This is a genomic window from Streptomyces sp. GbtcB7 (genome assembly GCF_019091445.1).
Taxonomy (GTDB): Bacteria; Actinomycetota; Actinomycetes; order Streptomycetales; family Streptomycetaceae; genus Streptomyces; species Streptomyces mirabilis.
In genome coordinates, this window is sequence record NZ_JAGXJM010000018.1 from 48,867 (window position 1) to 70,852 (window position 21,986).

General features: G+C 68.5%; 15 protein-coding genes and 4 pseudogenes. 11 read left to right on the forward strand and 8 right to left on the reverse strand.

Features of this window, described 5'->3' with window-relative positions; translation table 11 throughout:
• The first annotated feature begins 17 nt into the window (after positions 1 to 17).
• Positions 18 to 191 carry a hypothetical protein gene (locus KVT44_RS27665; RefSeq protein ID WP_217569446.1) on the forward strand — a complete coding sequence of 58 codons (174 nt, stop codon included), beginning with the start codon at positions 18 to 20 and terminating at the stop codon, positions 189 to 191.
• 278 nt (positions 192 to 469) lie between these two features.
• Here the strand turns inward: KVT44_RS27665 and KVT44_RS27670 are convergent, their stop codons facing one another.
• Positions 470 to 874 carry an FKBP-type peptidyl-prolyl cis-trans isomerase gene (locus KVT44_RS27670; RefSeq protein WP_302832108.1) on the reverse strand — a complete coding sequence of 135 codons (405 nt, stop codon included), beginning with the start codon at positions 872 to 874 and terminating at the stop codon, positions 470 to 472.
• A 299-nt stretch (positions 875 to 1,173) separates the two neighbouring features.
• On the opposite strand from KVT44_RS27670, the pseudogene KVT44_RS27675 reads away from it, so the two are divergent.
• From KVT44_RS27675 to KVT44_RS27700, 5 genes and pseudogenes are all read left to right on the forward strand, one after another.
• Positions 1,174 to 2,293 (forward strand): annotated as a pseudogene (locus KVT44_RS27675) (IS3 family transposase); the annotation flags it as partial.
• 27 nt (positions 2,294 to 2,320) lie between these two features.
• Positions 2,321 to 2,556: pseudogene (locus KVT44_RS27680) on the forward strand (IS5/IS1182 family transposase); the annotation flags it as partial.
• Positions 2,557 to 3,055: 499 nt separating this feature from the next.
• Positions 3,056 to 3,409, forward strand: a complete 354-nt coding sequence (locus tag KVT44_RS27690) for a CATRA system-associated protein (protein WP_217569448.1) — start codon at positions 3,056 to 3,058, stop codon at positions 3,407 to 3,409.
• Positions 3,390 to 4,859: a CATRA conflict system CASPASE/TPR repeat-associated protein gene (locus KVT44_RS27695; protein WP_217569449.1), complete on the forward strand. Its 1,470-nt coding sequence runs from the start codon at positions 3,390 to 3,392 to the stop codon at positions 4,857 to 4,859. The genes KVT44_RS27690 and KVT44_RS27695 overlap by 20 nt, the downstream gene beginning before the upstream one ends.
• Positions 4,860 to 4,912: 53 nt before the next feature.
• Entirely contained in the window at positions 4,913 to 9,196 is a 4,284-nt protein-coding gene (locus KVT44_RS27700; protein ID WP_217569451.1) for a CHAT domain-containing protein, read from the forward strand.
• Between the two features lie 4 nt (positions 9,197 to 9,200).
• Here the strand turns inward: KVT44_RS27700 and KVT44_RS27705 are convergent, their stop codons facing one another.
• Positions 9,201 to 9,506: a hypothetical protein gene (locus tag KVT44_RS27705; RefSeq protein WP_217569453.1), complete on the reverse strand. Its 306-nt coding sequence runs from the start codon at positions 9,504 to 9,506 to the stop codon at positions 9,201 to 9,203.
• 19 nt (positions 9,507 to 9,525) lie between these two features.
• Between KVT44_RS27705 and KVT44_RS27710 the strand changes: the two genes are divergently transcribed.
• Together KVT44_RS27710 and KVT44_RS27715 are read left to right on the forward strand one after the other, a co-directional pair.
• On the forward strand, positions 9,526 to 10,641 hold the full coding sequence (locus tag KVT44_RS27710) for an integrase core domain-containing protein (RefSeq protein WP_217569455.1): 1,116 nt from the start codon (positions 9,526 to 9,528) through the stop codon (positions 10,639 to 10,641).
• 34 nt (positions 10,642 to 10,675) lie between these two features.
• Positions 10,676 to 11,215: a hypothetical protein gene (locus KVT44_RS27715; protein ID WP_217569457.1), complete on the forward strand. Its 540-nt coding sequence runs from the start codon at positions 10,676 to 10,678 to the stop codon at positions 11,213 to 11,215.
• An 867-nt stretch (positions 11,216 to 12,082) separates the two neighbouring features.
• Here the strand turns inward: KVT44_RS27715 and KVT44_RS27720 are convergent.
• Entirely contained in the window at positions 12,083 to 12,697 is a 615-nt protein-coding gene (locus KVT44_RS27720; RefSeq protein ID WP_217569459.1) for a hypothetical protein, read from the reverse strand.
• 232 nt (positions 12,698 to 12,929) lie between these two features.
• Between KVT44_RS27720 and KVT44_RS27725 the strand changes: the two are divergent.
• Positions 12,930 to 13,647, forward strand: a pseudogene (locus KVT44_RS27725) (transcriptional regulator); the annotation flags it as partial.
• A 539-nt stretch (positions 13,648 to 14,186) separates the two neighbouring features.
• Here KVT44_RS27725 and KVT44_RS27730 read toward each other — a convergent pair.
• Positions 14,187 to 15,305 carry an acyl-CoA desaturase gene (locus KVT44_RS27730; RefSeq protein WP_217569461.1) on the reverse strand — a complete coding sequence of 373 codons (1,119 nt, stop codon included), beginning with the start codon at positions 15,303 to 15,305 and terminating at the stop codon, positions 14,187 to 14,189.
• A 7-nt stretch (positions 15,306 to 15,312) separates the two neighbouring features.
• Complete coding sequence (locus KVT44_RS27735) at positions 15,313 to 16,368, reverse strand: ferredoxin reductase (RefSeq protein ID WP_190174853.1); 1,056 nt, start codon at positions 16,366 to 16,368, stop codon at positions 15,313 to 15,315.
• A gap of 87 nt (positions 16,369 to 16,455) precedes the next feature.
• Between KVT44_RS27735 and KVT44_RS27740 the strand changes: the two genes are divergently transcribed.
• Both KVT44_RS27740 and KVT44_RS27745 read left to right on the forward strand, forming a co-directional pair.
• Positions 16,456 to 17,595, forward strand: coding sequence for a CdaR family transcriptional regulator (locus KVT44_RS27740; protein ID WP_217569463.1), 1,140 nt, complete (start codon positions 16,456 to 16,458; stop codon positions 17,593 to 17,595).
• A 511-nt stretch (positions 17,596 to 18,106) separates the two neighbouring features.
• Positions 18,107 to 19,039 (forward strand): hypothetical protein, encoded by a 933-nt coding sequence (locus KVT44_RS27745; RefSeq protein WP_217569465.1) that lies wholly within the window; start codon positions 18,107 to 18,109, stop codon positions 19,037 to 19,039.
• 772 nt (positions 19,040 to 19,811) lie between these two features.
• Here the strand turns inward: KVT44_RS27745 and KVT44_RS27750 are convergent.
• The 3 genes and pseudogenes from KVT44_RS27750 to KVT44_RS27760 all read right to left on the reverse strand — a co-directional run bounded on the left by KVT44_RS27750 (position 19,812) and on the right by KVT44_RS27760 (position 21,647).
• A pseudogene (locus tag KVT44_RS27750) lies at positions 19,812 to 20,662 on the reverse strand (IS5 family transposase).
• 118 nt (positions 20,663 to 20,780) lie between these two features.
• Entirely contained in the window at positions 20,781 to 20,984 is a 204-nt protein-coding gene (locus KVT44_RS27755; protein ID WP_217569469.1) for a hypothetical protein, read from the reverse strand.
• Positions 20,985 to 21,329: 345 nt separating this feature from the next.
• Positions 21,330 to 21,647 carry a hypothetical protein gene (locus tag KVT44_RS27760; RefSeq protein ID WP_217569471.1) on the reverse strand — a complete coding sequence of 106 codons (318 nt, stop codon included), beginning with the start codon at positions 21,645 to 21,647 and terminating at the stop codon, positions 21,330 to 21,332.
• Positions 21,648 to 21,986: the final 339 nt, after the last annotated feature.

Genomic DNA, 21,986 nt, shown 5'->3' on the forward strand with positions numbered 1-21,986 from the left:
GCACACGAGAATCAGCCATGGTGGTCGCTGCCTTGATGGGGCTCGACTGGTGGATCCAACAGGAGCTCAACTCCTGGTGCCTGTTGTTCGTCATGCCGACCGTGCTTTTGGAGGACCAGCAGGACGCTTTCGCCGCACGTTGCTGCATCGAGGCCATGGTGCTCATGGTGGCCACGGGGCACAGCCTGTGAAGCTCGCGGACAGATATCCCAGTCTGCTGCGTCCCGCCGTATGGTACGGAGCCCCCAGGAGCGCGTCCCCACGTTTGAACTCCGGAGGGGGGCTGTGACGGTGAGCGCATTCGACCTCGTCACTGACGGTGCGCCAGGCGAACCACCCCAGTTCGAATCCACCGAACCCGGGGCGGTTCACGCTGCGGAGGCGGAAGCAGGAGCGGCAGCGAGGAGCGCGGCGGCGCCAACCCCGAGGGACGACGCAGCACGTCGTAGGGGAGGAGCGGCCAGGGTCATTAGGCGTTGCTCCACCCGGTTGTGCTGGAATACGAGTCCAGCAGGTCCACCACGAAGACCAGGGTCGAGCCCGCCGGGATCAACGGCGAGGGCGACTGATTGCCGTAGCCGAGACGCGGGGGAACGATGATCTCGCGCCGACCGCCGACCTTCATCCCCCTCACCCCCCGGTCCCAGCCCTTGATGACCTTGCCACTGCCCAGGGCGAACTTGAACGGCTGGCCCCGGTCCCAGGAGGCATCGAACTCCTTCCCGGACTCGAAGGTCACCCCGACATAGTGGACCCTGACCACCATGCCCGGCTTCACCTCAGCCCCGTCCCCGACGACCAGGTCCCGGATGGTCAGCCCGGTAGGAGCGTCACCCTCCGGAACGTCGACCTCGGGCTTCGTCAGTTCACTCATTGCAGCCTCATCACTCTCCGTCGGAAGCCGTCGCACGGACCAGCCGGACACATGGACACTCCATGCAGCAGATGGTCACGCTACCGAGAATGCCGGTCCCCGGAGCACACCAGATCCAGCGGCCACACGTGATGATCTTTCGCACAGCCGATGAACGCGTCCGCCACGCACAGGTCACGCAGTACTCGCCAGAACGAGACGAGGTGCAGACGGCTGTCGGCACATTGCGAGACAGGGCCCTCCACCTTGATCGTGGACACCTCGACACTGGATCTTGAGTCCCGGGAGAGGAGTCCCGGGTGGGGACCTACAAGTACTCGGCGGAGTTCCGGGCCGACGCGGTGGCGTTGGCTCGTTCGTCGGGCCGGTCTGTCTCGCGTATCGCCGCCGAACTGGGTGTGAATCACGAGACGCTGCGGCAGTGGATCAAGGTGGCGGACGAGGCCGCGCGGCCCGAGGCCGTGGCGGAGTCGGCGAAGGACGCGGAGATCGCGGCCTTGCGCAAGCAGGTGCGCGAGCTGGAGATGGAACGTGACATTCTGCGCCGGGCGGCCAAGTATTTTGCGGGCGAGACGAACTGGTGAGCCGCTTCGAGTCCGTTGCCGACCACCGTGGCGCCTTCGGCGTGAAGCGGCTGTGCACCGTGCTCAACCTGTCGAGGTCCGGGTTCTACCGGTGGCTGAAGACCGCCCCGGCCCGCGCCGCGAAACAGGCCGCGGACGCTGCACTCACCCGGCGGATACGCAAGGTCCACGCGGAGTCCGGAAAGACGTACGGGGCCAAGCGGATCACCGCCGAACTCCGCGCGAACGGCCTGGTGGTGAACCGGAAACGCATCGAACGGCTGATGCGCCAACACGCCATCCAGGGACGGAGGCTGAAGCGCCGGCACCGCACGACCATCCCGAAACCCGACGCCCAGGCGGTGCCCGATCTGCTGCGGCGCACATCACCGCATCCGTCCCCAACCGGGCCTGGACCGGTGACATCACTTACCTGCCCATCGCCGGCGGGAAGTTCCTGTATCTGGCCACGGTGATCGACGTGCACTCCCGTCGCCTACTGGGCTGGTCGATGGCCGATCACATGCGGGTCGAACTCGTCACCGACGCGCTCAAGGCGGCCGTCCGCATCCGCGGCGGCCGGGTGGACGACGTCATCTTCCACAGCGATCACGGGGCTCAATACGGGTCGAAGGCGTTCGCCGACGCCTGCCACCGGGCGGGGATCCGCCGGTCCATGGGAGCGGTCGGCACCTCGGCGGACAACGCCGCCGCGGAGTCGTTCTTCGCCTCACTCAAGGGGGAGATCCTGCCCGACCGGCGCAGCTGGCCGACCGAACCAGCCGCACGGCTCGCAGTCTTCCACTGGTTCGGCTTCTACAACCACCGGCGCAGGCACTCCACGATCGGCTACCTCGGCGGGCAGGGCGATCCCTGTCTTGCCGGGTTCAAGCGGGCCGTGGTCGAGCACGGCGCCGATCTCGGCATCGACGTGGGATCGTCCAACGTGAGCCCGGGGCAAGAGGGTTCACGCCGGAGTCGAAGCGAAGGGTGGTGGAGCAGACGTTCGGCACCCTCATGCTCCACCGCAGACTCGTGCGGGACTACGAGACGCTGCCGGTCAGTTCGGCGGCGGTGATCCACTGGTCCATGAGCGACGTCGTGCTCCGCCGCCTCACGCGCACCGCCAACCCCGACCTGGCACGATGCACCCCGCCCGGGCGGGAGCGCCCGGTGAGACAGCTTCTGGACAAGGTCGAGATCCGGCAGCGGCTGGTGCGCGAGACCGTCGAACGGCTGCGTGAGCAGATGGCCGAGCTCACCGAGCAACTTGCCGCGACCGAGCACACCTTGGAGCGGCGGGAGATCAGCCGCAAGACCGTCCTGGAGCTGGCGACCGAGGACGGCGTCCCACCGCCCGAGCCGCTGTGCTGATGGAACTGCGCGAGCGAGGGATCACCGTCAGCGATACATCCCTCACTGCGGGAGTCGGCCAGCAGGACGCCGCCGCATCGCGCGGCTCCCACCTCACCGCTGGAGCCACCGCCCGTCCGTCGGCTCGTCCACTACTGCGGGCTGGGTGAAGGCCGCGCTTGCGGGTGGCAGCCGTCAGAGGCGGATTCACGGGTGCTCGCGGCCGTGGATGGGTAACCTCACTTTCCTGTGCGGAAGGAGCGGTATGGGCGAGGAGCGCCTCATCGGTTTGCTTGAGAGCGTGGTGGTGTGGGAGCTGCCGGAGAGCAGGTGGCGCCGGGTGGACGAGGCGCTTGGGCTGCTTGACTTGGCGCTCGACGGTCGGACGGAGCTGCTGCACCGCGCCGAGGGGATGCTGATAATGGCCGGGCCACGCCGGGTCGAGAAGGGGCTAGCCGACGTGCTGGATACGCAGAGGCCGAAGCAGGTTTCTGAGCCTACTCGCGAGCTAGTGAACCGGCTGCTGCGTCGGCTGGGCCCGCCATCGGCCGATAGCGAGGCTGGCGGAGAATCCGGCGGTGGAGTCAGCGGGGAACCGCGTGACGACGGCGCCGCATAAGGCCGCGCTGGTCGTCCACACGTTTTTTCGGGTGGACCGGCAGACGGCGGCCGCAGTGGAGAGTCTTTGGGACGCGGTCGGGCGGCTTGGGTTGGACGACGCGATCGGGCGACGTCCGGTCACGCTGCCGCCGGTTGACGGGGTGGGCGGAGACCGCCTTGAAGTGCTTGCTGCGCGGCGGCGGGTGGTGCCGGGCGCGGTGTATGAGGCGCTCGCCTACCGGTCCCACGACGTCGTGGGCATCAGCCTGCTGCTGGCACCCAATGACGATGAGGTTGGCTGGGGTGAACTGGCTGAGCAGTGGACCAGGCCCGTGCCGACTGAAGCGCTTGGAGGGGCGACGGTCTTTCTAGGGCTCCGGGGCGATCGTGGTCGGCGGCGGAGGCGGCGGGACGGAGCCCGGCGTGATCCCGGTGATCTGCGCCGGTACCTGCCTGGGGGGCAGGGCGTGGACGGCTGGTGCCGGATCGGCGATGAGCTGCTTCTCGGGGAGTTGCCGCCGGGCGCCGGGCGGCGGCTGCTGGTCATGGGTGACGCGCGGGACGAGGCGGTCGTGGACCGGTGGACCTGGTTAACCGACGGGCGGGCGCTGCCGCCGCTCACCCGCTACCTGCTGCACTCGGCCAAGCTGCGCTATCAGGAAAGCGTGCTGGTCGAGGCTATGCCTCGACTGCGGGCCGCAGCAGAGGAGGCCGAGCAGGCCTGCGACACACTCGTCAATCTGCTGCGCGCCGGGGATCCTCCGATTGGGCAACTGCTGGAGGCCAGCCGGGCGCTGACCACCCTGCAGGCTGGGCAGGGCGGGCTGATCGCTGCGGCGGCGGACGCCGCAGACATGGTGGAGACGGTGCGCGCAGCGCGCCGCAACATGGATGCGGCGCTGGGTGAAGTGGTCCTCTGCCGACCAGGCGGGCCGGTGGACACCGATCGAGCCACCGCACGCTGGCTGGAGGAGCAACTCGGCATCGAGCTGGCCTATCTCGAATCCTCCCGGCGCAAGGCCGGTGAGCTGGCCCGGCTTGCGTCCACCGTGCTCGACGAGCAGCGGCGCAGCCGACAGGAGGCGCTCACCCTGCTCCAGGCATCGCTGCTCGGAGCGCTTGTCACGGCGCTCGCCGCGATCCAGAGCTTCGAATACCGGGTGCCGCTGGCCAAGCCGCTGCTCGCGCCGCTGGTGTGCGTGCTTGCGGTGGTGGCTTTGGTGCTGCCTGCGGCGGCGCTGAACTGGCCACGTGGGGAGCGGCCCGCGCGGCGGATTCGGCAGCGCTATGCCATCGGCGCCGCCCTGCTTGGCGCGCCCCTCGGCTGGTTGGTGGCCAGCGTGGCCTGGCGGTGGGCGGCCGGTGGTGCGGCGCCCCCGGTCTGGTCCATGGTGTCCGCGGTCGCCGGTGCGATGGTGTGCGCCGGTGGCGCCATCGCCGCCATCACCCAGTTCGACGGCTTGAGGTAACGCTACGGGTTGATAATGTTACGTGTAGTATTCTGCATCACGCTGGGGGATACATGAGGGGCGATGCGCTTTCCTTTGTCCTGGCCCGGCTCCACGAGGCGGCGGTGGCGCAATCCGCGCAGCCCCTGCACGGTGGAGAGCTGGCAACCTCGGCCGGCACGCTCCTTGACTCCGATGACCTGGTCGTCCGCCATGTGCTCGGCTGCTTGTTCTGTCTCCGGACTGCGGCGGCGCCGAGCGGGGGCGGCGCCGAGGATGCGCGGCTTGCCGCCGAGCTGCTCGCCCCGGTCGGCACACTCACACCGGACATACTGATCAGCCCGGTGCCCGATCCGGTGGCCGTGCGTTCCGTCGCTGAGCTGCGTCCGGAGGTACAGCGCGTCCTAACCGACGCGGTGCTCGGCCACGGGCCGCTGGACCCCGGGGTGACCTGCGCGGTGCTGCGGGCCATGCACAGGGGCACGGGCGATCAGTCCTGGCTGGAGGACATTGTCGAGGTCCTCAGGCGGGCCGCCGGCTCAGAGCTGCCCGGCACTCTCGAAGCGGCCGCCTGGGAGTCCGACCGCGGCATCGCCCTGTGGCAGCTGTCCCGGTACAACGGCAACGTCCACACACTGCGCGAGGCCGCCGATGTGTGTCGGCAAGCAGCCACCGCCGTGCCCGAGGGCCATCAACTGCGTGGCCCCGCGCTGTCCAACCTGTGCATGACGCTTCGCGAGCTCTACGAGCGAACCAGCGACAAAGACGCACTGCTCGAGGCGGTGGATGCCGGACGAAAGGCCCGGGAGGCCAAGGCCCACCCCGACACACTCTCCAATCTCGCCATCACGCTGCGCGCCCTGTACGAGGCAGACGACGACGTCGACGTATTACGCGAGGCGGTTGACGTCGGACGGCAGGCCGTCGCGTCGGTGCTGGACGACGACCCGGGCAAGGGCCGCCTGCTGTCCAACCTTGAGCTGGCTCTGCTGGAGCTGGGCGGCGCCACCGGCTCGATGGAGCTGATTGTGGAGGGCGCGCAGGCGGGCGCGGACGCGGTCCGGCTCACCTCGCAACGCCACCCGGAGTACCCGGGATACGTGTCGAACTACAGTGTCGCTCTCCGTAGCCTGTACATCGCGTCGCAGAACGCCGAGGTACTGGCCGAGGCGGTTCGGGCCGGGCGGGCCGCGGTGCTGGCGGCGAGCGGGCAGGACCCTAACCGACCCCGGTTCTGCGCGATCCTCAGCGAACTGCTGCAGATGTCGTACCGGCTGACCGGCGACGCGGTCGAGGCGGTCGAGGCGGTCGAGGCGGCCCGGGCCGCCGTCGCTGACACCCCGCCAGGACACAGCGAGCGGGCAAGCCGCACCCGGGTGCTGCTCGCCGCGGAAGAGCTGCAGACCGAGGCGGGTACGTCCGGCGGACCGCCGGACGGCTCGGCCGAGCAGCTCTCTACCCGGATCGGCAAGCTCATCCGGCTGCACGACGGCACCGCGGACCGCCGCTACCTGGCCGAGGCCGTGAGGGTGGCGCATGCGGCCGTCGCCGCGGCCGGGACAGACTCCCCCGACATGCCGGCGCACCTGGCCAACCTGGCAGAGGCGACCAGCCTGGCTGGCGAGGCCGACGGGGACGTCGAGATGCTCGGCGAGGCGGTCGACTGGGCGCGGCGGGCCGTTACAGCGGCGGGTGACACGGCCGAGGCCGCAGCGCAGGCCCGGCTGGTCCTGGCGCGCACCCTGCTACGCAGATTCACCCGTACTAATGACGCAGCCAGCCTCGACGAGGCCACAGCGACCGCCCGCGAGGCGACCGGCTACGCTCCAAGGCTGTCCGAAGCCTGGTCGGTACTGACCGTAATGCTGCTGCGCACCTACGAGCGAACCGATGCCCCGGCCGTGCTTGCCGACGCCGTGGACGCTGGCCGGAAAACCACGTTCCAGCCCGGTAACGCGGACCACACCGCGCACGAGACGAACCTGACCATCGGCCTCCGCATGCTCGGCGTCGCCACGGGCGACGCCGACCTGCTGGGTGAGGCCGTCGCGCGTACCCGGCGGCTGCTGGAAACCGTCCCGGTCGACGACCCGATGTATCCCAACGTGGTGAGCGCCTACACCAATAACCTGCTCGAACTGGCCAAGCACACTGGCGACCACGAGCAGCGGATGCGGGCTATTGACCAGCTCCGCGCGATGCTGGCCACCCTCGCCAAGACGCATCCCGACTATCCGCTGCACGCCTTCAACCTGGCCGAGACGCTGCGGGTCGCCTTCGAGGAGACCAAAGACATGCGTCTGCTCGAGGAGGCGATCGGATTGGTCCGCACGATCGCGGCGGCGCTTCCGCCGGGGCACTACGGGCGAGTGCGGGCCCTGGCCGCGGCTGGTGTCCTGCGCCGCATGGAGTATGAACGGACCGGCGATCTGCGCAGGCTCACCGAGTCGGTCGCGCTGGGCCGGGAGGCGCTGGCGGCTTGTCCCGAGAACGACCGCCAACGCGGGAGAATAACCGCCGACCTGGCGAACGGACTTCGTCTGCTGGGCGAACGGACCCAGGACGCAGCAGTGCTGGCCGAGGCGGTGGAGAACGGCAAACTTGCCGCCACCGCAGGCTCCAACCGGAGCCTGCGGCTGGCCAACCTCTCCGGGATGCTTGTGAGCCTGTACCAGGTCACCCGTGACCTGGCGCCCCTGCGGGAGGCCGTGGAGGTGGGCCGGGAGGCGGCCGCAGAGCCAGCTGGCGCCATTGACCGGGCGCGGGCGCTGTCCAACCTCTCTGGCGCTCTCCAGCTGCTGAGCGAGCAGACCGACGACGACCTGGACCTGCTTGAGGAAGCACTCGAGTCGAACCGGGCAGCCGTGGCGTTTGTCCCGGCTGGATACTACGAGGCGCCGATGTACCGGTCGAACCTGGGACGGATCCTCAACACGGTCGGTCGGCGCACTGGCGACGCCGCCGTCCTCGCTGAGGCGGCCAGCTTGTTCGAGGAGACCGCCCGGGACACGGCCGTGCCCGTGCACTGGCGGATTGAGGCGGCGCGGGGCTGGGGTCATGCCACGACGAGCGCGGCCGAGGCCGTGGCAGCCTACGCGTACGGGATCCGGCTGATCCCGATGCTGGCGCCCGCGACGCTGCAGCGCGGCGACCGGGAATACCGTCTGTCCGCCATCTTCGGGTTGGGCGCCGACGCGGCCGCGGCGGCGATCGAGACAGACGACCCAGAGCGCGCCCTGGAGTTGCTGGAACGGGCCCGCGGCGTGCTGTTTGCAGACACCGTCGAAGCGGTTGACCCGACCCAGGTGGGCGTGCACGCCGACGGGCCGGTCGTCGTGCTGAACGTGGCACGTCGACGCTGCGACGCGATTATCCTGGCGCCTGGCCAGGACCCGTTTGTCGTCGCCCTGCCCCGTCTGACGTTCGACGACCTCATCGAGCGCGCCCAGACCGTCGTCCTGTTCCGGCACTCGGATGACCTCGCGCTCGACGGCCTAGACCCTGAGGTGCCGAACTTGCTGATGCTCGACACCCTCCGCTGGCTTTGGGACGTGGTCGCCGAGCCTGTCCTCGATCGACTGGATCTATCGCACGAAACCGACCTGCCGCGCGTGTGGTGGTGCCCGACCGGATTGCTGGCCCTGTTCCCGTTGCACGCGGCGGGCACCGATCAGCCGGGCGCGACCGTACTCGACCGGGTCGTCTCGTCGTACTGCTTCACGGTGCGCTCGCTCCACTACGCGTGCCGGTTCGCCAGCGCGGCGGTGCGCACTACGCCACCGCTGGTGGTGGGCATGCCCGAGACAGCGGGAGCGGCCCCACTGCCGGCCGCAGACCTCGAGACCCGGGAAGTCCGTGCCATCATGCCGGATACGACCGTGCTGCGGGGGGAGCAGGCAGATCGGGACGCCACGCTCGCCGCGCTGCCCCGCCACCAGGTCGTCCACCTGGCCTGCCACAGCGTGGTGGACAACGAGACACCGGCCGACAGCGGGCTCGTGCTGCACGACCGCGACAAGCGGCCTTTGACCGTCGCAGACATCTCCCGGCTGCACCTGGCCGATGCAGAGCTGGCGTTCCTGTCGGCGTGCAGCACGATGGAGGCTGGTATTCCGCTGCTCGACGAGTCGGTGCACATCACATCGGCGTTCGTGCTGGCTGGCTACCGCCAAGTGATCGGCACGCTGTGGCCAATCATTGACTTCGGCGCGGTGCAGCTCACAGGGGCCTTCTACTCGGCACTGCCGCGGGACCTGCGGCGGGCGCCCTACGCGCTGCACCACGCCGTATGCCAGATGCGGGCGTCGTTTTTCGACCAGCCACGGCTGTGGGCCGCGCACATCCACGTGGGCCGATAGCCAGTCAGGCGAGTTCGTTCAGCGGGCCGTTGCGGTGAGGCGTCGCAGTGCGACGTGTGAGGGTGGGCCTCAGGTGGGCTTGCCGCCGGAGCGGCTGATGGACCTGGTCGGCGGGATCTTCCTGGCCGACGGCCGCGAGTGCCAGATGCTCACCGGGATCGACGATCACTCCCGGTTCGTCGTCACCGCCACCGTCCTGGCAGTGCCGTCCGGCCAGGCCGTCGCAGACGGATTCGTGCGCGCGATGCGGACCTACGGGGTGCCGGCCGAGGTCCTCACCGACAACGGCAAGCAGCTCACCGGGCTTCACCAAGCCCAGGCCCGCCGAGGTGCTGTTCGAACGTGTCTGCCGGGAGAACGGCGTCACCGCCAAACTGATCAAACCGTACTCCCCGACCACAACGGGCAAGATCGAGAGGTGGCACCAGACCCTGCGCCGTGAACTGCTCGACGTCTCCGGTCCGTTCGCTGACCTGCCCGCAGCCCAGGCCACGGTCGATGCCTGGGTACACACCTACAACACGGCCAGGCCCCACCAGGCCCTCGACATGGCCACCCCCGCCAGCCGGTTCCGGCCGAACCCGCCACCGGAACCGACGCTTGTCACTGCTCCAGCCGCTCCGGCCTCCCCTGAGGAACCGTCCCACGCGCCCGGGCCCGCAGCGCCGGTCACCATGCTGATTCCGGTCTCGGCACCGGCGATGGAGTTCGAGACCGTCGTCGCAGCCGGCGGCCTGGTCGCCGTGCTGCCCCGCGTTCAGCGGGTCAGGCTCGGCAAGGAGTACGCGGGGCGCCGCGCACGGGTGTGGGCCGACGAGCACACGGTCCACATCGTCATCGACGGCGAGCTGATCAGGAGCGTCGCGTCGTATCTCGACGCCGACAACCTGCACGAACTCTCGATGCGCGGGGCCGTCCGGGCAGGGCCTCCACCGGCGGCCCGCGCCGCGGGCCGGCTGGGACGTCTGGAACCCGGCACGGTGATCGAGGTTGACCGGAAGGTCGACCTGAGCGGTGTTACCAGCCTCGGCAGTGCCAAGGTGACAGTCGGATACGAACTCGCCGGCCAGCGCGTCACGTTGCGTCTGAACGGGCACCTGATGCACGTCGTCCACGACGGCGTCCTCGCCAAGACCCTGCCCGCACCGATCGACGCCGAACAACGAACCGGGCTTCGCGGCGCCAGAGCCGTCACCAGTGAACTGCCCGCACCCGCAGCCGGGGCAGTTCATGTCGAGCGCAAGGTCCCCGCCGACGGCGTCATCATGGTCGCCCGCCAAAGGCTTCGCGTCGGCCGCACCTACGCCGGGGAGATCGTCACCGTCCATGTCGAGGACACCTACTTCCGCATCACCTTGAACGGCGCTGACCTCTCACTTCACCCGCGCAAGAACCAGCACCCGGTCACCCGGTTCAGAGCAAAGATCCACGCTCCGAAACTCTGAGCACACCAAGACCACGTGTTCTACGTTGACCGACATGAGCGCGTCGGGACGGGGCTACCGCTATGTCGGGCCGCACCATGTGATCGCTGCCGTCAAGGCAGCGGACGGTGGTGCCACGATCCGCACAGCCGCCGACTTCGCGGACTGGGTGGCAGCCAGGTCCGCCGAGGAACTGGAAGAGCCCTTCACCTTCGTCGTCGGCACGGACGGCGCTCTGCGGCTAGCCCCACGCCGCAGCGAACACGTCGCCTGCGCGAGCAACGATCGGGTGATGGGCGCTGGCGAAATCAGCTTCTACCGCGACGCCGGACGCTGGGTGGTGAACGAGGTCAGCAACCAGTCGACCGGCTACTGCCCGGACGTTGCCTCATGGCCGGCTGTCGCACAGGCACTGGACCAAGCCGACCTCGACCACCCGGACTGCTTCACACACGCAGTGGTCTTCCGCCGGTGTCCCACCTGCCAGGAGCACAACATCGTGCGAGAAGGCCACTTCGTCTGCGTCTTCTGCGACGCAGACCTACCCCGGCGATGGAACGTCGATCGGAACGCGGACGACCCAGACGGGCCCTGATCTCGTCCACCACAGCACAGCCATCAGCTCCTTCGGCCAGCTTCGGACCTCGGCTGCCCGACCATGTCCACAAGATCCACAGACAACACGAGTGCGACAGGACAGTTGTGATCACATACGGATATACGTGCACGTCGCGTACACGCGGATGCTGTTCTGATGCAGTGGAGACACAGGGCGAACGTGCGGATTGACTCCGCCGTATGCCGCGTGGGTGATCTGGTTGTCCAGTACGCGGTCGGCGACGCCGTACGAGACCGGCTGGTGCTCGATGAACCGTGGCCCAGGCGGTGGTCAGCGACATGGCGGTTCGACGGGGACGAGGTGGCCTGGCCTGTCCGGGACTTGTCCGCGGTGCCGCTGCTGTCAGCGGCTGATCTCCACCCTTGCGGGTAACGGCGCCCTGGTGGGCACGGCCACGGGGTCACTACGTTTCCCGTGGCCGTGCCCGTCGGCTACCTGACCGGGAAGCGGCTGTCCGATAGCGACTTCGCCCGCTGGTGCTTGCCATCCTGCTGCCATCGGCCGCCGTGGTGATCTGCGTGGCGACCGGGACGGTGCGGTGGATGAGCGTGGTGGTGCGGGACCGCTCCCCGCTGCGGGAGCCGTGAATTGTTCGAAGCGGGTGTTCGGAGCCGTGCTGTCGGTGTTCTACGGCGTCGCGGCGGTAGACAACCCCACCGTGTTGGTCGGGCTGCTCAGCGCCGTTGTGACGGGCCTGGGGATGATCGGTGTCACTCCCGGCCGCGTTCTCGCGCGAGTTGCCGGACGTCATCTGTCGGCGCTCGGCGGACTGGAGGGGCACTCGCAGGCAGGAATGCGGCGGCCCGGGTTAAGCGGCGCGCGTTCGAACCGCGGGCGGCCCCGTCAGCAGATTTTCACGGACTGCACGTCATACCAGTTCCCCGTGGCGTCGACGCTGTAAGCGCCTGGAGTGGTGTAGATCGGCGTCCCGAAGACGTTGTACATCCTTGCCCGTGTCCCAGGGCTCTGGTTATTGACCCAGGAGCCTAGCCCATTGAAGGGATCGGTGTAAGTGTCGCACTTGTACCACTGCACCTGGCTGCCCTGGAAGTACTCGGCGTTGTACTCGCAGAACCATCCCGAAGGGATGTCGCCGTCTAGGCACTGATCATAGAAGAACTGTGTTCCCCGCCCTGTCGCAAAATCACGAGGGTGATTCTCTCCGGGTATGGCCACGAGAATGCGCCCCCTGTCGAATCTGATCTCATTGGGGGACACTTGCCTTCCGCCTAGCTTCCGCAGGTGACCGTCGACCTCCGACTGCAGCAAGGTAGCCTGCTCGGAGGAGAGATTTGCTGCTCTGACCTGCTCTGCGAAGGGCTGATCCGAAGGGCTCGCCTGCGCGGAGATCCAGCGGCCACCGGTGCTGCCATAGGACTGGCCGGTGAACCCGAGGACAGTCCCGACCACGCATGCCGCCGCAACGGCGGATCTTTGTGCAGTAGAACGCAAGAACATGATGCCTCCTCGATGCCACTCAAATTGATGCCCCGGATCCGCTCCTGAGGCCTTGCATGACCGAGTTCAGCGGCTGGCGCATTGTTTGGCAGCGCTGGTCAGGCGGCCAAACAATGGCTGGTCGCGATCTTTCCGGTTTGTGGTGGGTCCGTAGCGTGGCTGGCCGGTCTGGTACAAAGGGGCCCGTGCCCTCCTCCGGGTGGAAGGCATAGAACGACCCGAGACTGCGGCCCTGCCGGCTGAAGACAACGCGCGGCCCCGCCCCGCCAAGACCGCGGCTGCTGTGTCCCCTCCGGTGCGCGCCGTCAGGCCGTCGGCGACATCGCGCCGCCCTGGCGTGAAGAAGGCGGCCCCGGCGAACACTCCGGCAGGCGTCGACCCGCGCTTCGAGAACGGTCCGCTCGCGGTCGTCGACGTTGACGACGACGGCCAGGTCCTCGCGTACTGCGTCGGCGGCCTGGTCCTGGACGTGCCCGCCAAGTCCATCCCGTCCCTGGTCGACTGGACCCTCAAGGAGGCCAAGCTCGGGCAGCCGAAGCTGTTCGGGCCGGGCAAGGACGCCGACCCACTGCTCGTGCTCACCGAGTCCGCGCTGGAGCGCTATGGCCTGCCGATCGTTCTTACGGAGGAAGAGCGGCTCGCCGGGCGGATCCCGGAGGGCCACAAGGTCATCAAGCAGTTGGTCCGCGCGGAGTGGAAGCTGACGAAGCGCGGGTTCGGGCCGTGGGCGCGGATCTACCGCCCGGCGCAGGGCTCCGAGTGACTGTGCGTGCAGCTGTGCATCCCGTCGTGGCACGCGCTTGACACCCGCCATTGGGGCGAGGCCGGGCAGCTCCCCGCCGGCGGAACTCGCCCGGCTCCTGGGTGTGTTCGCGTCCCGGGTGATGACGCCGCGCGGTTCCACCGCCGTGACAGGCCTGGAGCTGATGACCGCGTTGCACCCGCCGACCCACGCTGTGCGCCGCTGGTGCGCCAAGTTCGGCCAGGCCTACGCGAACGGACTGCGCCGCCGCCGGCCCCGGCCCGAAGACAAGTGGCAGGGGAAGGCCGGCCCCATCTCCGTGCCGCGCCTCGAGCGCAGTACCATCCGCCCCGCGTCGATAGAGACCAGGGCCTGCCACCTGTCTTACTTCGGCTCACCCGCCCACCCCGGCAGCAGCGCAGGGTCGGACACAGGGGCGGCGAGCATCGGTTCCGGCAGTGTCCACGTCACAGCCCATGCCTTCCACCCAGCCCGCCCGTCGGCAAACCGAGTGCGCGTACGCACCCGGCGACCGGCCCGACCACGGCAGGTCAGCGCACTACGACACCTCGCCGGGGGCTGTGTGCTGAGCTCCTGGCGCACGTCCAGGCAGCGCAGCCGGACACCGGGCTGCCCGGATCCCGTGTCGTACGGTCTGATGTCGCGGCCGCCCACCGTCCGCAACGGATCTCACCGAACCCGGCGGTGCCGCCGGTACGGCCGAAAGATCTGAACCAGTACCGGGAATCAGGCCGCGACGAGCTCCTGCTCGCGGTCCGGCGTCTTGACCTTGGGCTTCTTGTTCGGCAGCGAGAGCCGGAAGACCTTGCGCCACGCGGAGAACACCTGCTTGGGCAGCGGCCCGGTGACGTACTCCAGCTCGTACTTTTCGAACAACGCGCGCACCTTCACCGCGACCTCGGCGTACCGGTTGCTCGGCAGGTCCGGGAACAGGTGGTGCTCGATCTGGTGCGACAGGTTGCCGGTCATGAAGTGCATGGCCCTGCTGCCGCTGATGTTCGCCGAGCCCATCATCTGGCGCAGGTACCACTGGCCGCGCGTCTCGCCCTTGATCGACCGGCGCTCGAAGACCTGCACGCCCTCGGGGAAGTGCCCGCACATGATCACCGAGTGGGACCAGATGTTGCGGACCAGGTTCGCGGTGAACGTGGCGCCGAGCGTGGTGAGGAACGACGGGCCCGACAGCAGCGGGTGGATCACGTAGTCCTTGAGCACCTGCTTGCGGATCTTGCGGCCCACGGCCCTGGCCCGCGCGCGGAACTCCGGGTTGTTGCGGCGGCGCTTGTGCAGGTTCTTGCCGAGCTCCAGGTCGTACGCTGCGATGCCGTACTCGAAGAAGCAGGCGTTGATGAAGTTCCACAGCGGCTGGCCGAGGTGGAACGGGTGCCACTTCTGGTCCTCGTCGACGCGCATGATGCCGTAGCCGAGGTCGTTGTCCTTGCCGATCACGTTGGTGTACGTGTGGTGCAGCTCGTTGTGCGAGTGCTTCCACTGCTCGGACGGCGAGACGTGATCCCACTCCCAGGTGGTGGAGTGAATCTTCGGGTCTCGCATCCAGTCCCACTGGCCGTGCAGGACGTTGTGGCCGATCTCCATGTTGTCCATGATCTTCGCCACGGACAGACCGGCGGTGCCGATCAGCCACGCGGGCGGGAAGATCGAGAACAGCAGCACGCCCCTGCTGACCAGCTCGAGCTTGCGCTGCGCCGAGATGACCTTACGGATGTAGGCGGCGTCTTTCTCGCCGCGGCCGGCGATCACCTCGTCGCGGATCGCGTCCAGCTCGCGGCCTAGCTCCTCGATCTGCTCCGCGGTCAGGTGGGCGGTGGGGTCGATGGCGGTCAAGGTGCTCCTACCGTTCGATGTCGCAGGGGCCCGCCGCGGCGGACACGCAGGTCTGGATGAGGACGCCCGGCTCGGCCTCGGTGATCTCGCCGGTGCGCAGGTCGCGGACGGCGCCCGCCTTGAGCGGCGTGATGCAGCCGAAGCAGATGCCCATGCGGCACCCGGAGGGCATGAGCACGCCGGCCTCCTCGCCGATGTCCAGCAACGGCGTGGCGCCGTCCGCGTCGACGGTCTTGCCGGTGGCGCTGAACGTGACCTCGCCGCCGTCGCCGGCGACGACGATGCTGGGGCGGAAGCGTTCGGTGTGCAGGCGCTCTTGTACGCCGTGCTCGGTCCAGTGCTCTTCGGCGGCGTCGAGCAGGCCCGCGGGCCCGCAGGCCCAGGTCTCGCGCTCGGCCCAGTCGGGCACGAGTTCGTCGAGACGGGCGATGTCGAGCATGCCGTCTGTGTCGGTGTGCACCTCGGTGAGCCGCAGCTTCTTGTCCGCGACCAGGTCGTGCAGTTCGTTGCGGAAGATCACGTCTTGCGGCTGTGGCGCGCAGTGGACCATGACGACGTCGTCGAACTCGATGTCGCGCAGCATGCCCATCACGGGCGTGATGCCGCTGCCGGCCGTCAGGTAGAGCACCTTGGCGGGCTTGGCCTGCGGCAGCACGAAGTCACCGGTCGGCTGGTCGAGCTGGATCAGCGTGCCCGGTTTCGCCCTGCGGACCAGGTGGTTGCTGACCTTGCCGTCCGGGATCGCCTTCACGGTGATCGTGACGCGGCCGTCCTGGCGGTTTGTCGGCGAGGTGATGGAGTAGGCACGCCACAGGCGCACCCCGTCGACGTCGACCCCGATCCGCACGTACTGACCGGCTGTGTGGCCGCGCCAGCCCCGTCCCGGCCTGATCACGATAGTCGCGGCGTCACCCGTCTCGGGGTGCACGGCCTCGATGCGCCCACGCAGGTCAGCGCCCGCACGCAGCGGGCTGACCAGGTCGAGGTAGTCCGACGGCAACAGCGGCGTCGTGACCATCTCCAGCAGTTTCCACGCCCTGCTGCGGAGGGCTGCACTCGTCATGACTCCAGCTTGCTGCGCCTCAAGGCGTAAAGTCCTGACCGCAGGACGTAAATCTGGTCGGCTGAATTGTTCGCAGGGAACAAAAACGTGAGCCATGCAATCCGGAGGGCCAGCGAACTGGCCCTCGATGAGACGACGGTCACCGCACTTCGGGCCGCGCTGAAGACCACCGCCGACGAGGTCGTCCAGGCGATCATCGACGAGGTCCCTCCCTACGCCAACGCCCTTTCGGGCCGCATGGGCGGCACCATCCGCCGAGCCGTCCGCACCGCCCTGGGGCACTACCTGGACCTCGCGAGCGGGAACGCCACAGGCGGCGACGCCGGTGACGCGGCCTACGAGCTGGGCCGCGGCGAGGTGCGCGACGGCCGTTCGATGGACGCCCTACTCAGCGCCTACCGCGTCGGCGCCCGCGTGGCCTGGCGATGCCTGGCAGCGGGTGCCGTACCCGCAGGTCTGCCCGCCGCCGAGGTCGCCAAGTTCGCCGAGCTGACCTTCGCCTACATCGACGAGCTCTCCGCCGCGAGCGCCGCGGGCCACGCCGACGAACTGGCCGCCCGGGGCAGGGCCCACGAGCGCCACCTGGAACACCTGGCCCGCGACCTCCTCGCCGGCGCGAGCCCGGACGTGCTGCTGGCCTCTGCTCAACGGGCCGGGTGGCAGCCTCCGGTTTCACTGACCGCGGTCCTGCTGCCCGCCGCCCAGGCCCGGCCTGCCTACCGCACTCTCGACCCGAGCACCCTCGTCCTCGACGATCTGCCGGACGCCACCGGTGTGCTGCTAGTCCCCGATGCCGACCGATCACATCTCGTGCGGCAGCTAACCGACCGCACCGCCGTGGTCGGCCCGGCCCGGCCATGGACCCGTGCGTCCGCCTCGTACGCACGAGCCCTACGCGCGCGCTCCCTCTCCCCTGATATCCGCGACACCGAGGACCACCTGCCCGAGCTGGTGCTGAGCGCCGACGTGGACGCGTTCGCAGACCTCCGTGCCCGAGCCCTCGCACCGTTGCGGACCTTGCCTGTCGCGACCGCACGGCGGCTGGAGGAGACGTTGCGGGCGTGGCTGCTGCACCAGGGCAGGCGGGACGAGGTGGCGGCGGCGTTGTTCGTCCATCCCCAGACAGTCCGGTACCGGATGTCGCAGCTGCGGGAGCTGTTTCCGGATCTCGCATCGCCACACCGGGTCCTTGAACTGACGCTGGCGGTCGGTCTTCGGGTCAGCTGACGCGTACTTCGAACGTCCACGACCGCGTCCGCGAGCGGTCCAGGAATCGTGCCTCGTTCTCGGTGCCATCAGCTGGCTCATGCGGCCCGGGGAAGAGCGGTATTAGCCAGCTGAGACCGGGGGTTGATGTGAAGACCAGACAAGGCCTCGGGAAGCCCGTCGGGGGCGCTGTCTCTGAGAAGCGCGGTGGCGGATACGGCTCGACTGGATCCGGTGGACGATGCGCACCGGCCCGCTCGTCGACGCGCTCATCGAGCATCTGGTCGGTGATCTGGGCCGCTATGCCCTGGAAAACGGCTTTCATGTCGTCGTGCGCTGTCCTTGATGAGGCTCTCTGGAATCGACCAGGGCCGCTCGTCGCCTCAGCCGGTCCGATGCTCAACGGAGTGAGGAGCTTCGACGAGCACCGCGCCTGTCTTCGGCCAGGACCACCGGCTTGTGGAGTGTGCGGGTCATGTCGGACGGGCAAAATGCCATCGGGGTCCCCGCAGCAGCCGTCTACGCTCTCGGCATGCAGCGCAGCGATGTCACGCGGGACGACGGCACGTGGGTGGGTCTGTCCTTGGACGTACAGGACCGCCACCAGCCGGGGCTGTGCGTGTTCACTGCCGGTGCGCAACTGCTGGTCTCCCAGATGTCGCAGCCTGTGCTGCTCGCCGTCGTCGATGAGCAACACGAGGGCGTGGACTTCTGGCGCACCGACGGGTACCGCTCCTTCGTCCCGCCCTTGCGTGCCGATGCGGGCCGCGCCCTGGCGGGCAGCCCGGAACGGTGGGCCCACCGCTTTGCGCAGTACCTCATCGACTCGCCGGACAGCCCGTTGCACGAGGGCCGGTGGCTGCTCTCGTGCGAGAGCCCGCTCCGGCGCTGGCGCCACGCCGATGCCTCGCACGCCGAATACTGGAGCTCGATGCTCGTCGACGGCCATCCAAACAGCTACATCGACTGGTTCCTCCATGCTCATTCGTGGGAGGTCCTGCCGCTGCGGCCGATGCCCGATGCCGACGACAGCCGGGTCAAGGCGTACCGCAAGCAAGCCCGTGAAGGGACGCTCCCACCCGTCCTGTTGTGGTGGGTCAGTGGCCTGGACTGCCATCTGATCCTGGACGGTCACGCGCGGTTCGCCGCGGCAGTCGCCGAATCCGTCGAGCCTCCGCTGCTGCAGCTGCACCGCACGGTCCCGCGCGATGACCTGGCCATGCGCACCGAGGAAGCCGTGGGCTTCTACGAGGACGAACTGGCACGCTTCGCCGGACTCCGCGCCATCCACGGCCCCGCCGTCCCGGACGGCGCTGCCACCGCCGGCCCACAACTCGTCCGCGTCCTTCACGACCTGAACACCGCGGAACAGCCGACCTGGGCCTGGCCCCTGCCCGGCGGGGAAAGGCAGTGGCGTCGCATCGCGCGCGAGGTGACAGACAGCCAGAACTGGCCCTGTACCTGACTCCTGCCGACCCCTCCCGCCAACCATGACATCCGGGCGTACCGCCGCACCGTCAGGGGGCGCGCGCCGCGAAGAGGGCCAACCTTCCCAGGCTCGAACTATCACGCGTACGCAGGCTGCCCTCGGTAGGCGTCCGCGCCTGAGTTGGTCCGACCCGCCCCAGGACCCGGCTGGCTATTGGGGGCCACCTTTTGTGGCGCTCGTCCGTAGGTCAGGCGCTAGATGCCTGGGGAGATCCACTGAGCAGGTGTGGGGTCACCCCTGAGTAGGGGGTGGCCGTTTCCAAAGAGCGCCATCAGCGCGACCCGCGCTGGCACCCGCTCACCACGGAGCAGGTCGCGCACCTGGTCGGCGGCCCGGTCGCCGAAGACCGCGGTGAGGGATACATGCCGCCCGAGCCGGGGCCGGAACCGGAGTTGCGGTTCGAGGCGATGGCGCTGTGGCGCCTGGCACAGCCCAGCCCGTTCCGTGAGGGATGCATGCGCGGCGGCACGGCTTGGTGGCGGCGCTGGATGTACCGGGCTGTCCCACGGCACGACGGACGGACTTGCCGCTGGTATCACTCCGGTGACTGGCACCGGGTCAATAGCCTGGCGCTTACGGTCCTGTCGCAAGCGCAGCCGCCGCAGGCGGTCCTTGCCCGACGCGAGACTCGCACTGCATCCGCGATCGCCAGTTGCGGTGCTCGACGATCTGTTGAGGGGTCGCCAACCGTAGGCGATACGAAGAGGCCGTCCTCCTCTCGGAGAACGGCCTCTTTGGCTTAGAGGTCCTAACAAAGGCGTTGGACATGGCGGTGGGTGATCAGACAGACGGCGAGTCCGAGGAAGGCCTCGTGGATGTCGTCGCGTCGTTCCCAGCGGACGCGAAGGCGTCGGAAGCCGTGGAGCCAGGCGATCGTGCGCTCGACGACGTAGCGGAAGATGCCCAGGCCGGTGCCGTGAGGCTCGCCTCGCTTCGCGATCACGGGGCGGATCCCGCGGGCCCAGAGAAGGCGGCGGTATTTGTCGTGGTCGTAGCCGCGGTCGGCCAGCAGCGCATCGGGGCGTCGGCGAGGTCTGCCGACCCGGCCCGCGATGGCCGGGATCTTGTCGAGCAGGGGCAGAAGTTGGGTGACGTCGTTGCGGTTTCCGCCGGTCAGCGACACCGCGAGCGGGATGCCCTGGCCGTCGGTGATGACGTGGTGCTTGCTGCCCGGACGTGCTCGGTCGACCGGGCTGGGTCCGCTTTTGGGCCCCGCCGGGCAGCCCTGACGTGGGAGGAGTCGATCACCGCCCGGGACCAGTCCAGCTTGTCCTTCGACCGCAGTTTCTCCAGCAGCAGCACATGCAACTGGTCCCAGACGCCGGCCTCGTTCCAGGCCGCCAGGCGCCGCCAACAGGTCATACCCGAACCGAAGCCCAGCTCCTGGGGCAGGTACTCCCACTGGATCCCCGTGTGCAGGACGAAGAGGATCCCGCACAGCGCCTGCCGGTCAGGCACTCGAGGTCTGCCCTCGACCAGCTTCGGCGCAGGCTTGGGCAGCAACGGCTCGATGAGCGACCACAGTTCATCGGAAACGATCCAAGGCCGCGACTGACGCTTCCCACAACCAGACCAATGAACAGACAAGCCAACGGTCACATGATCAACAGCTTTTGTTAGAGCCAGTTACAGTTGCGCCCAGTATGGTGCGCTTTGCGGCGTCCAGCCCTGGCCGCGAGTGATATCGCGCCCGCAGTTAGACACACGCCTCGGTTCGCTAGGCGGGATCGCCACTGTGGCCGTAGGCCATGGCCGCGCGGCAGGTGTCGAGATGCTCTGGGCAACCGAAGTACTCCTTGGGCCGCTTGAACTGCCCCACGCTCTTGGTCACCCGGTAGTCAGGTAGTTCAGTGCAGCCCTTCACGCCGCAAGAGGGCGCATGGTCCGCGTCCGGGATGCGGTACCAGTCCATAGAGGTCACGTCGCGAGTGTCCTGATGCCGGCCGTAGCGAGGTCGGCATCAGTGCCGTAGATGATCCGTTGGGTACGGATCCACTGGCCATTGATGAGTTCGCGATGCTGCTCCATGTGGGGACCCTACTGAAGGTGGTTACCCTCGTGGACCTTCTCGACAATAAGCACCCTGATCCACCCTGACGGAGAGAAACACCCCATCTTGCCTAACGGCTACCCCTGGGGGGAAACCCGTTCGGTCAGGGGCCCGTGACCTGGCCGTTCGCCAACCGCGCCGGACGACCTGTCACTGGTTGTCGTCGCCGGTCACTGCCGAGCGCCTTCGCACGGCCCAGGGACGGCCCAGAGACGATCACTCGGCAGCCGTCTTCCAGTCGTCGAACCTGACCTTCACCTGGTGGTTGTGATCGGCATGCCAGAGGACCTCACCCTCGACGCAGGCCCCGAGGGCAGGCAGCTCCATTCCGTGCGGCATCGCCGTGACCTCGGCTAGCGCCACGGTGTTCGGGACACCGTCGAGGACGATGAAGACCCCGAAGCGCTGACGCCCGATGACCTCGCCAGCGACTCGGGTCCCGACAGGCAGAGCTGCGACAGTTGCCGCCCAACTCCGCAGAACCGCATCTGCCGCCGGCACTTTGGGGCCCGCAGGCCACGCGTACTCGTCCATGAACAGATCATGGCCACGCCGGAGACCCGCGACCGCTGCCTTGTAAGGGCGGACGTGGTCGATCCCGAAAGCGGGCAGGTCAACCGGGCAACGGGGGCTACCCAGGTCCTCGGCACATCGAATCCGGGGCAGCCCGTCGTTGACCGTGACTGACCGTCTGACGTGGCACGCCTGTGGCACGTGACCTCTTCGTCCCGAAGCAACTTGGGTGGGCGGTCGACCTGGGGCTGGTGCCTCTCTCACCTGCTGCGATGGTCGACAGGCGTCCGCCCTTGTTTCGCTGTCGTGCGCGGACGTTGTCACGCAGTTAAAAACTCGCCGACTCGCGGGGCAGGGCGG

What these genes read in the sequence shown, in the direction of transcription:
- KVT44_RS27715 (WP_217569457.1), top strand. Translation starts at nt 10,676, where the DNA reads ATGAGCGCGTCGGGACGGGGCTACCGCTATGTCGGGCCGCACCATGTG.
- KVT44_RS27690 (WP_217569448.1), top strand. Translation starts at nt 3,056, where the DNA reads ATGGGCGAGGAGCGCCTCATCGGTTTGCTTGAGAGCGTGGTGGTGTGG.
- KVT44_RS27670 (WP_302832108.1), bottom strand. Translation starts at nt 874, where the DNA reads ATGAGTGAACTGACGAAGCCCGAGGTCGACGTTCCGGAGGGTGACGCT.
- KVT44_RS27720 (WP_217569459.1), bottom strand. Translation starts at nt 12,697, where the DNA reads ATGTTCTTGCGTTCTACTGCACAAAGATCCGCCGTTGCGGCGGCATGC.
- KVT44_RS27760 (WP_217569471.1), bottom strand. Translation starts at nt 21,647, where the DNA reads ATGGACGAGTACGCGTGGCCTGCGGGCCCCAAAGTGCCGGCGGCAGAT.
- KVT44_RS27665 (WP_217569446.1), top strand. Translation starts at nt 18, where the DNA reads ATGGTGGTCGCTGCCTTGATGGGGCTCGACTGGTGGATCCAACAGGAG.
- KVT44_RS27745 (WP_217569465.1), top strand. Translation starts at nt 18,107, where the DNA reads ATGCAGCGCAGCGATGTCACGCGGGACGACGGCACGTGGGTGGGTCTG.
- KVT44_RS27700 (WP_217569451.1), top strand. Translation starts at nt 4,913, where the DNA reads ATGAGGGGCGATGCGCTTTCCTTTGTCCTGGCCCGGCTCCACGAGGCG.
- KVT44_RS27735 (WP_190174853.1), bottom strand. Translation starts at nt 16,368, where the DNA reads ATGACGAGTGCAGCCCTCCGCAGCAGGGCGTGGAAACTGCTGGAGATG.